This window comes from Streptomyces alkaliphilus, from assembly GCF_014141535.1.
Lineage (GTDB): Bacteria > Actinomycetota > Actinomycetes > Streptomycetales > Streptomycetaceae > Streptomyces > Streptomyces alkaliphilus.
The window spans coordinates 1-9005 of the sequence record NZ_VKHT01000098.1 but is presented as its reverse complement, the minus strand read 5'-3'; the positions used below and the strand labels follow the sequence as shown (position 1 = coordinate 9005).

Annotated in this window: 9 protein-coding genes; 2 read left to right on the top strand and 7 right to left on the bottom strand. The window is 74.3% G+C overall.

Annotated elements, in window-relative coordinates; all coding sequences use genetic code 11:
• Positions 1 to 2: 2 nt before the first annotated feature.
• The 3 genes from ectA to FNQ90_RS05725 form a co-directional block, all read right to left on the bottom strand.
• Complete coding sequence (ectA, locus tag FNQ90_RS05735) at positions 3 to 554, bottom strand: diaminobutyrate acetyltransferase (protein ID WP_182605264.1); 552 nt, start codon at positions 552 to 554, stop codon at positions 3 to 5.
• 563 nt (positions 555 to 1117) lie between these two features.
• Positions 1118 to 2086 (bottom strand): hypothetical protein, encoded by a 969-nt coding sequence (locus FNQ90_RS05730; RefSeq protein WP_182605263.1) that lies wholly within the window; start codon positions 2084 to 2086, stop codon positions 1118 to 1120.
• Entirely contained in the window at positions 2086 to 2670 is a 585-nt protein-coding gene (locus FNQ90_RS05725) for a SigE family RNA polymerase sigma factor (RefSeq protein WP_143621231.1), read from the bottom strand. The genes FNQ90_RS05730 and FNQ90_RS05725 overlap by 1 nt, the downstream gene beginning before the upstream one ends.
• A 131-nt stretch (positions 2671 to 2801) precedes the next feature.
• On the opposite strand from FNQ90_RS05725, the gene FNQ90_RS05720 reads away from it, so the two are divergent.
• Both FNQ90_RS05720 and FNQ90_RS05715 read left to right on the top strand, forming a co-directional pair.
• The gene (locus FNQ90_RS05720) at positions 2802 to 3920 is read left to right on the top strand and encodes an amidohydrolase family protein (protein ID WP_182605262.1); all 1119 of its coding nucleotides are present in this window, start codon (positions 2802 to 2804) and stop codon (positions 3918 to 3920) included.
• Between the two features lie 319 nt (positions 3921 to 4239).
• The gene (locus FNQ90_RS05715) at positions 4240 to 5229 is read left to right on the top strand and encodes an SCO1860 family LAETG-anchored protein (RefSeq protein WP_182605261.1); all 990 of its coding nucleotides are present in this window, start codon (positions 4240 to 4242) and stop codon (positions 5227 to 5229) included.
• A gap of 84 nt (positions 5230 to 5313) precedes the next feature.
• On the opposite strand, the gene cobC is transcribed toward FNQ90_RS05715, so the two are convergent.
• From cobC to cobO, 4 genes are read right to left on the bottom strand one after another with little or no spacing between them, the layout of a single operon-like run.
• The gene (gene cobC / locus FNQ90_RS05710; protein ID WP_182605260.1) at positions 5314 to 6432 is read right to left on the bottom strand and encodes an Rv2231c family pyridoxal phosphate-dependent protein CobC; all 1119 of its coding nucleotides are present in this window, start codon (positions 6430 to 6432) and stop codon (positions 5314 to 5316) included.
• The gene (locus FNQ90_RS05705) at positions 6329 to 6919 is read right to left on the bottom strand and encodes a cobalamin biosynthesis protein (protein WP_182605259.1); all 591 of its coding nucleotides are present in this window, start codon (positions 6917 to 6919) and stop codon (positions 6329 to 6331) included. The genes cobC and FNQ90_RS05705 overlap by 104 nt, the downstream gene beginning before the upstream one ends.
• Complete coding sequence (locus FNQ90_RS05700) at positions 6916 to 8337, bottom strand: cobyrinate a,c-diamide synthase (RefSeq protein ID WP_182605258.1); 1422 nt, start codon at positions 8335 to 8337, stop codon at positions 6916 to 6918. Before FNQ90_RS05700 ends, FNQ90_RS05705 begins: the two co-directional genes overlap by 4 nt.
• Positions 8338 to 8341: 4 nt before the next feature.
• Entirely contained in the window at positions 8342 to 8938 is a 597-nt protein-coding gene (gene cobO, locus FNQ90_RS05695) for a cob(I)yrinic acid a,c-diamide adenosyltransferase (protein WP_182605257.1), read from the bottom strand.
• Positions 8939 to 9005 lie beyond the last annotated feature (67 nt).

Here is a 9005-nt window from a genome sequence, read left to right as displayed (position 1 = left end):
CCTCAGCGGGCGTCGGTCGGAGCCGGGAAGGGCCCGATGCGGTACAACACCTCGGGCTCGTGGCCGCTCTCGGGGAAGTCGTCGGCGGCGAACAGCACCTCCCGGTGGACCGGGGCGCCGTGCCGCTCGGCAAAGGCGGTGAAGAGGCGGTTGGAGGGGACGTTGTCCGGGGTCACGGTGGTTTCGACGGTGTCCACGCCGAAGTCCACCCGGGTCCGTGCCGCCAGGTGGTCGAGCATGGCGGCGGCCAGGCCGTGTCCGCGGTGCGTCGCGTCCACGGCGACCTGCCAGACCATGAGGGTGGTCGGCCTACCGGGGCGCAGATAACCGGTGATGAACCCGGCGGCTCCGCCATCCTCGGCGCGGGCCACCAGGGACGTGTTCGCGTGATCCCGGCACCACAACAAATAGCTGTAGGAGGAGTTGACATCGAGTACCCGGGAGTCACGGGCAATGCGCCACAGGTCGGCACCGTCCTCGGTTTTCGGAACGTCGAAGGAAAATCCGTCGGGTGCCCCGGGAATTTCCACTCGGTCGATCTGTGCGGTGGTCATGTGAGTCGAATCTAGCCGGGCTCCCCGGGAATCGCATCCGCTCAAGGGGTTCCCTGGAAGGGGAAAATGTGGTAATGGGGTCCACCGGATCGCAGGGGTGAAATGCGCGCTTTGCGCGGCGGTAACCCCACAAAACGGGCACGTGGTGGCACCGGTCACATATATGTAACGATGGCGGAACGCAAACGTCCCCGGGGGGGTCTCCGAAAAATTTCAAATTTTTTGGTTTGATCGGAAAAATTTGGGGAAATAGAAAGGGTTTTCCGGTGGGATTTTCGGAAGACGGCCCGGTGGGTCCCGTCCCCGACCTCAACCACTCGGTCCATTCGGAAGCCGTGACGCCGGAAAATCAGGAGCGTTTTTCCGGGGGACCCCCGGGGGTGGTGTGCACCGTGGTTTCGGCGCTTCCGGTGTTGCCGAGGCGCCGGTGGTTTCCCGTGCGATCGGGGCCCGTGCCATGGGAGCATAGGGGTTCACCGGGTCGGCCGCACGGGGAACGCGACCCCGGGTGCGTCGTGGCGTGCTCCCGGCTCCACCCCGGTACGTCCCCGCCGGGGACGGGATCAGACGAATCCGCCCCGGGAGGACACCTCCGCGCCGTCCTCCGCGACACCCCGCACGGTGAAGAGATCGGCTTCGACGCCCCGGTTGCCCGCCGGGTGGTCGTACTGCGCGGCGAAGGTGTACTCGCCCACCGGGACCACCGCCCCCTCCCGCAGCCGCCAACGGAAGACCAGGGTGTCGCCGTCCCTGGCCACCGTGGTCTCCCACTCCTCGGCCGGCAGGGTCAGCCAGTCACCGGTGTGCGAGATCCCCTCGCCGACGGGCAGCCGCACCTCCACGACGAGTTCGCGCAGGACCCGCTCGGTGGTCAGGATCAGAAGACTCTGCGACCAATAGGGGTTCTCCGCCACCGTCGGGTCGAGCACGGCCCGGACACCGATGCCGTCGCTCTCCACGGGGAGCGAGGGCTCGTCGGAACCCGGGTCCCCGTCCCCGGGCACGCCGGGGACCCCGCCGGTGGTCGTCGTCCCACCGTGGTCGGGGGCGCCGGGGTCCCCGCCCCCGGTCTCCGCCTCCCCGGCGGTGCCTCCGCGCGTCGGGGCCTCCCCGGCGGAGGTGTGGCCGTCGGCCTCCCCGCCGTCACCGGTCCCGGCGGAGGCGTTCCCGGCCCCACCCCCGGTGTCCTCAGGGCTCTCGACCCCCGCGGAGGCGTCCGTGGGGTTTTCCGTGTCCCCGCCGGCGGAGGGTTGTGTCTCCCCCTGCCCGGTGAGGGCGTTGACGGTGACGGTGACCCCGCCCAGGGTGGCCACGAGCGCGGCGGCGACGCCGGTGGTCCGCACCCAACCGGGCAGACCCACCGGTGAGCCCCCGCTCCTGCGACGGCCCGCCGGGCGGCGCCGACCGGCGGCGGAGCCCGCCGCACGGGCCGCCATGCCGCGTTCCACCCGGGCCAGCATCCGCTCGCGATCGGGCCGATGGTCGAGCGCCGCGGCTCGCAATCGGCCGGGCACGTCGGGTCCTTCGACCATCAGCTCCTCCGTTCCACGGCGCCCGGTTCCACGGGTCCGGCGCGCAGTACCCGCAGCGGTTCGGACGGGTCGGCGCGCCCCTCCGGTTCCCGCGGCGCCAACAGCCGCTCCAATTCGGCGATGCCGCGGGAGGTCTGGCTCTTCACGGTACCCACCGATATCCCCAGGGCCGTGGCCGTCTCCCGCTCCGAGAGGTCGAAGGCGTGCCGCAGGACCACACAGGCCCGCTTGCGGTAGGGGAGACGTTCCAGGGCGGCCCGCACGTCCACCACGGCGGGTATGTCGGGGCCGTCGGTCTGCTCGGAGCGCCCGGACCAGAACTGGGTCACCCGCCGGCGTTCGCGGATCCGGCTGCGGATCCGCGAACGCGCGAGGTTCACCACCACACCCCGGGCGTATGCGACGGGATGCTCGGCGGCGCGAACCCGGTCCCAGCGGTCCCAGATGGCGAGCAGGGCGTCGGCGGCCAGGTCGTCGGCGGCCTCGGCGTCCTCGCCGTTGCCGAGCATCAACCGTGCCAGGCGGGCCAGTTCGGCGTGGTGTTCCTCGAAGAAGGCGTGGAATTCTTCGGTGGGGGTCCCCACGCCGGCCTCCCTGGGGCTGAAGTGAGCCGTGTCGCGGCACCTCCGCGGCACGGGACGTTCGGACGGACGCCTCCGATGTGCGGGTCCCCCGGTGAGTGCGGAGCGTAGCAGGCACTCGTAGGCTGCGAACCATGAGTTCACGTCCGCTCCTGCACGTTCGGGGCCACATCCTGACCGGTCCCGGACGTGACGACGATGTTCACGACGAGCTGTGGATCGTTGACGGTCGCATCAGTTTCACCCGTCCCATCGCCGGGGGCAATTCGGGAGGCGTCAACGAGCCGACCGTGCTCACGGGTTGGGTGCTGCCCGGCCTGGTCGACGCGCACTGTCACGTGGGGCTCGACGCGGGCGGGGCGGTGGACCGGCCCACCTCGGAGCGACAGGCGCTCACCGACCGGGACGCCGGAACCCTGCTGATCCGGGACGCCGGTTCACCGGCCGACACCCGCTGGATCGACGACCGCGAGGATCTGCCGCGGATCGTCCGGGCCGGCCGGCACATCGCCCGGACCCGTCGCTACATCCGCAACTTCGCGCACGAGATCGAACCGGGCGACCTGGCGGCGTACGTGCGCCGGGAGGCCCGCCGGGGTGACGGCTGGGTCAAGCTGGTCGGTGACTGGATCGACCGCGCGGAGGGCGACCTGGCGCCCTGTTGGCCCCGCTGGGCGGTGGAGGAGGCCATCGCCGCCGCGCACGCCGAGGGCGCCCGGGTCACCGCCCACTGCTTCGCCGAGGATTCGCTGCGTGATCTGGTGGAGGCGGGCATCGACTGCGTCGAGCACGCCACCGGACTGACCGAGGAGACCATCCCGCTGTTCGCCGAGCGCGGGGTGGCCATCGTCCCCACCCTGGTGAACATCGGCACCTTCCCGCGTCTGGCGGCGGGCGGAGAGGCCAAGTACCCCCGGTGGGCGGAGCACATGCGTCGGCTGCACGCCCGTCGGTACGACACGGTCCGGGCCGCCCGGGACGCCGGAATCCCGATCTTCGCGGGCACCGACGCCGGCGGCTCCCTGGCGCACGGGCTGATCGCCGACGAGGTGGCCGAGCTGGTGCGTGCCGGTCTTCCGGTCGGGGAGGCGCTCTCCGCGGCCTCCTGGGGGGCGAGGAGATGGCTCGGGCGGCCGGGGCTGACGGAGGGGGCCCCGGCGGATCTGGTGATCTATCCGGAGGATCCCCGGGCGGACGTGCGGGTCCTGGCGGCCCCCCGCCACGTGGTGTTGCGGGGGCGGGTGGTCCGGTAGGCGGCCGTCCCGTGGGCCGATCGGGGGAAGCGCGACCCACCCCTTCCCCGTCACCACCCGCACAAAAATCCGAAACCCACCCTTTCAGGTGAAGGGCGAGGGATGGAGCTGACGCTTCGTGGTCGTGGCGTCAAGTATGGGTGAGTCCCGTTCGCCGCATCGGGTGACGGGGGCCCCGGCAACCACCCGGGTCCCGCCACACACCGTTCACCCCGCCCGGAACGGCCGCGTCCCACCACGCGATTCCCGCGATCCGTGGTCCCGCGCACGCGGCCGTCCCGGGCCCGGCGACACCGTCCCTACGTGGGGGTCCCAACCCGTGTTCCACTCCGCCTGCTCCCGTACCGGCGCCCGTCGCGCGGCCGTCCTGCTCACCACCCTCGCCCTGCTCTCCGTCGGAGCCGCCCCCGCCCTCGCCGACGAGGACGGGGGAGCCCCGAGCGACGGCGGCGCGGGGTCGGCGGGCGCCGTCGTCCTGCGCACCGGTCTGGACGTGGCGTTGCTCAACCGTTCCGTCGAACTGCCGTTGTCCGTCTCCCTCAACGAGGTCACCGCCCCCGCCGGGGAGGCGACCGCGGAGAGGACCACCCTGTCCGCCGCACTGGACGGAGTCGACGGCGGCACGCCCTTCCGGGTGCTGGACGCCGAGGTCGCCACCGCCCGGGCCGTGGTGGACGACGCCCGGGCCGAGGCGGAGGTCGACCTCGTCGACGCCTCCGTCCACGTCCCCGGCCTGCCCCTGCTCTCCGTCATCGAGGTGGACGCCGTCTCCGCCCGGGCCCACTGCCCCGCCGGCGGGCAACCGACCGCCGACGCCGAACTCCCCGGCTCGGTCACCGTCCTCGGCCAGCGGGTCACCCTGACCGCCGCCGGCGAGACCCTGGTGGAGGTGCCGGGGGTGGGCGAGGTACGACTGGACCTCGCGAAGCGGTCGGTCACCGACTCCGGGGCGGCCGCGACGGCCCTCGAACTGTCCGTGGACGTCAACCCGTTGAAGCTCAATGTGGCCGAGGTGGGCGGCCGGATCATCCTCGCGGAGGCATCCTGCTCCTCGCCCGCCCCGGCCCTCGGGGCGCCGCAGGCCCCCACCGACCCGGCGGAGCCGGACCCCGTCGCGCAGGAGTCGGGGGCCGCCGACCCGCGCCCGCAGACCGTCGTGCGCGAGCCGGAGAGCCCCGAGGCCCCCGAACTGGCCGCCACCGGCGGTGACGCCGCCACTCCATGGATCGCCGGAGGCGCCGCCGTCCTCCTCGGCGCCGGTGCCCTGCTGATGATCGGACGTCGCCGCTCCGGCGCCCACCGGGACTGAGCCGCACCCCCGCACCCGGGACGGGCCCCGGCGACCGCGCGCCGAGGCCCGTCCCGGGAGGGCCCGGTCCCGGGGCGGTCGGCCTCAGGTCACCCCGACCCGCACCAGCGCCTCCCGCAGCGCCTCCGTGGTGGCCGCGTCGCGGACCGCCAACCGCAGCCACCGTCGTCCCAGCCCGGGGAAGGTGTCGCCGCGCCGCACCGCGAACCCCTCCTCCCGCAGCCGTTCCCGGAGCCGGTCCGCCTCCGGATGCTCCACCAACAGGAACGGCCCCCGGGGCGCCGGGGTGGCGACACGCAGTTCACCGAACCCCGACAGCGTCGCCATCAGCAGATCCCGCCGCTCCTCCGTCTCCCGCGCGGCGGCCTCGGCCTCCGCCAGCGCCCGCGGCGAACAACAGGCCTCGGCCGCCACCAGCGCCGGCGTACCCACCGGCCACAGGGGCCGCCCTCGTTCCAACTCGCGCACCGTGCGGGGCGAGGCCAACACGTACCCGATCCGCAGTCCCGCCAGCCCCCAGGTCTTGGTCAGGCTGCGGATCACCACCAGCCCCGGCACCTCGTCCACCAACCCGGCCACGGACTCCCGCTCGCCGGGCACGGCGTCGATGAACGCCTCGTCCACCACCAACAGCCGGCCCGGCCGGGCCGCGGCGACGACGGCCTCCGCCGGGTGCAGCACCGAGGTGGGGTTGGTGGGGTTGCCGATCACCACCGTGTCGGCCTTCGCCGGCACGGCCGCGGGGTCCAACCGGAAGCCGTCCGCCGCCGACAGCAGGAGGCGTCGCGGCCGGTGCCCGGCGTCCCGCAGGGCCGCTTCCGGCTCGGTGAACTGGGGGTGCACCACCACGGGGCGCCGGATCCCCTCCAGCCGGGCCAGCAGCACGAACGCCTCGGCCGCTCCCGCCGTCACCATCACCCGATCGGGCGCCAGTCCGTGCCGGCGGGCCACCGCCCGGCGGGCCGCCGTGTCGTCCGGGTAGGCCGCCAGGTCGCCCATCGAGGCGGCCAGACGTTCGCGCAGCCAGGCGGGCGGAGTGCCGGCGCGCACGTTCACCGCCAGGTCGACCAGACCGGCACCCTCCCCGCGGACCTCGGCGTCACCGTGGTGTCGCAGATCCGGCTCCTCCACCGGTCGGCCCCCCGATCGCGCCTCCGCCCGGGGCCCCGCCGCCGGCACCGTCCCACCGATCCCGGTCTCCATCGCGCTCTCCGTGTCCTTCGTCGTCCCGTTCATGTTCCCGTGCCGGAGGGGCCGCCAGCGCCACCGTGCACCGCCCGCCCGGCGAGACCAGGCGGGACACCAACAGCGCCGCTCCCGGCCCGGCCGTCAGCAGCGCGGCGGCCTCCGCGACCGAGGGCGTGCCCACCGCCGCCAGAACCCGGGCGGAGGGCCGTACGCCGGCCACGCCGACCAGCGACGCGGCCGGCCAATCCCGCAGTGGAACGCCCAAGCGTCGGGCGACCTCCAGCAGTCCCGGCTCCGCGGCCCGTGCGGCGACAGTGGCGATCGCTTCCACCGCCGGCGGCACCCCCGACGGCACCCCCGGGACCACGCACCCCGGCCCGCTCCGCGGGACGAGCCGGGCGAGCGCGACGGCGATCAGGTCCAGGACCTCATCCGCGGCCACCCCGGGGCGCGCCCCCACTCCCGCGCAGACACCCGTGACGCGCCCCGGGGAGCGACTCACGAAGCGCCGTTCCGTACCCGCGCGGCGGCCCGTTGTCGGCAGCCGGCCACCAACCGCCGGGGCACTCCCGGCGCGCCCGCCCAGTGGACGTGCAGGTAGGAGGCGTGCACCCGGCCCCGCACGAAGCCCTCGGCGCGCCGCTCCGGATGGGTGAACCCCCACGCCGGCGCCTCCCCGGCACCGGGCTCCACCACCGTGCGGTGGAACTCGTGCCCCCGGACCCGGCCCCCCGCCGGCGCCAGCGGGTTGTCCGTGAGCGCCACCGCCTCCCGGTAGCCCAGCGTCAGCCGCCGCGTCATCCGCGCCTCCGCCGGCAGCACCCCGCACATCCGGGCGCCGTCCAGGCTCCGACACAGGTACAGCAGCCCCGCGCACTCCGCGACCACCGGTCCGTCGAACGCCGCCACGGCCCGGCGCAGGGGCTCGTTCGCGGCCAGCTCCGGCGCGTACACCTCGGGGAAACCACCGCCGATGACCAGGGCCTCCGCGTCCGTGGGCAGCGCCTCGTCGCGCAACGGATCGAAGGTCACCACCCGCGCCCCGGCCGCCTCCAGCAGCTCCGGGTGCTCGGCGTAGCCGAAGGTGAAGGCGGCACCCGAGGCCACGGCGACCACCGGGGCGCGCCCGGGCGGATCCTGCGACGGGACTCCCGGCGCCGCCGGGTCCCACTCCCGTTCGGCCCCCGCGACCGCCTCCGCCGGACACCAGACCGGTCCGCCCGCCGCCGGCGCCGCACGGGCCACCGCCAGCACCGCCGACAGATCCACCCCGCGCCGTACCCGTTCGGCCATCGCCCGCACCGACTCCAGCGCCTCCGCGCGCCGTTCCGCCACCGGCACCAGGCCCAGGTGGCGCGAGGGCGTGCGCACCGGGCCGTCCTCGCGGGGCAGCGCGCCCAGCACCGGGACGCCGCCGCCGTCCAGGGCCTCCCGCAACAGGGACTCGTGCCGGGGGGACCCCACCTTGTTGAGGATCACCCCGGCCAGTCGCACCCCGGTGTCCCAGGACGCGAAGCCGTGCACCAGCGCCGCGATCGACCGAGACTGCGCCGAGGCGTCCACCACCAGCACCACCGGTGCCCGCAACAGCTTCGCCACGTGCGCGGTCGAGGCGGTCTCGCCCATCCCGCTCGCCCCGTCGAACAGGCCCATCACGCCCTCGACGACCGCCAGGTCGGCCCCCGCGGCCCCGTGTCGGAACAGCGGGGCCACCCGGTCGGGTCCGCACATCCAGGCGTCCAGGTTGCGTCCCGGCCGCCCGGTGGCCAGCGCGTGGTAGCCGGGATCGATGTAGTCGGGCCCCACCTTGTGCGCGGAGACCCTCAGCCCCGCCTCGGTGAAGGCCGCCATCAGGCCGGTCGCCACGGTCGTCTTCCCGCTGCCCGAGCCGGGAGCGGCGATCACCACCCGGGGGGTCACGGCGTCACCACTCGATCCCCCGCTGGCCCTTCTGCCCGGCGTCCATGGGGTGCTTGACCTTCCCCATCTCGGTCACCAGATCGGCCGCGTCGATCAGCGCGGCGGGCGCGTTGCGGCCGGTGATCACCACGTGTTGGGCACCGGGTCGTTCCCGCAGCGTCGCCACCACCTCGTCGGTGTCGATCCAGCCCCAGTGCAGGGGATAGGTGAACTCGTCCAGCACGTACAGCCGGTACCGCTCGGCGTCCAGGTCCCGGCGCACCTGCGCCCACCCCTCCCGGGCGGCCTCCTCGCTGTCGGCGAGGTCCCGCTGGACCCACGACCAGCCCTCGCCCATCTTGTGCCAGGCAACGCTCCCGCCCTCGCCGGAGTCGCCCAGCACCCGCAGCGCCCGCTCCTCGCCCACCCGCCACTTGGCGGACTTGACGAACTGGAACACCCCGATCGGCCAGCCCTGGTTCCAGGCGCGCAACGCCAGACCGAAGGCCGCCGTCGACTTGCCCTTGCCGGTACCGGTGTGCACCGCCAGCAACGGGCGGTTGCGGCGCTGCCTGGTCGTCAACCCGTCCCTCGGCACCGTCTCCGGTTGTCCCTTCGGCACTACGCGGCCCTCCCTCGTGTCGTTCCCCGGGCGGCGCCGCGACCGGCGGCCCGCCCCTCGCCCGTCC

Bases quoted from the DNA above. Each gene is read 5' to 3' on its own strand.
- FNQ90_RS05720 (WP_182605262.1), top strand. From the start codon at position 2,802: ATGAGTTCACGTCCGCTCCTGCACGTTCGGGGCCACATCCTGACCGGT.
- cobC (WP_182605260.1), bottom strand. From the start codon at position 6,432: ATGGAGACCGGGATCGGTGGGACGGTGCCGGCGGCGGGGCCCCGGGCG.
- FNQ90_RS05730 (WP_182605263.1), bottom strand. From the start codon at position 2,086: ATGGTCGAAGGACCCGACGTGCCCGGCCGATTGCGAGCCGCGGCGCTC.
- ectA (WP_182605264.1), bottom strand. From the start codon at position 554: ATGACCACCGCACAGATCGACCGAGTGGAAATTCCCGGGGCACCCGAC.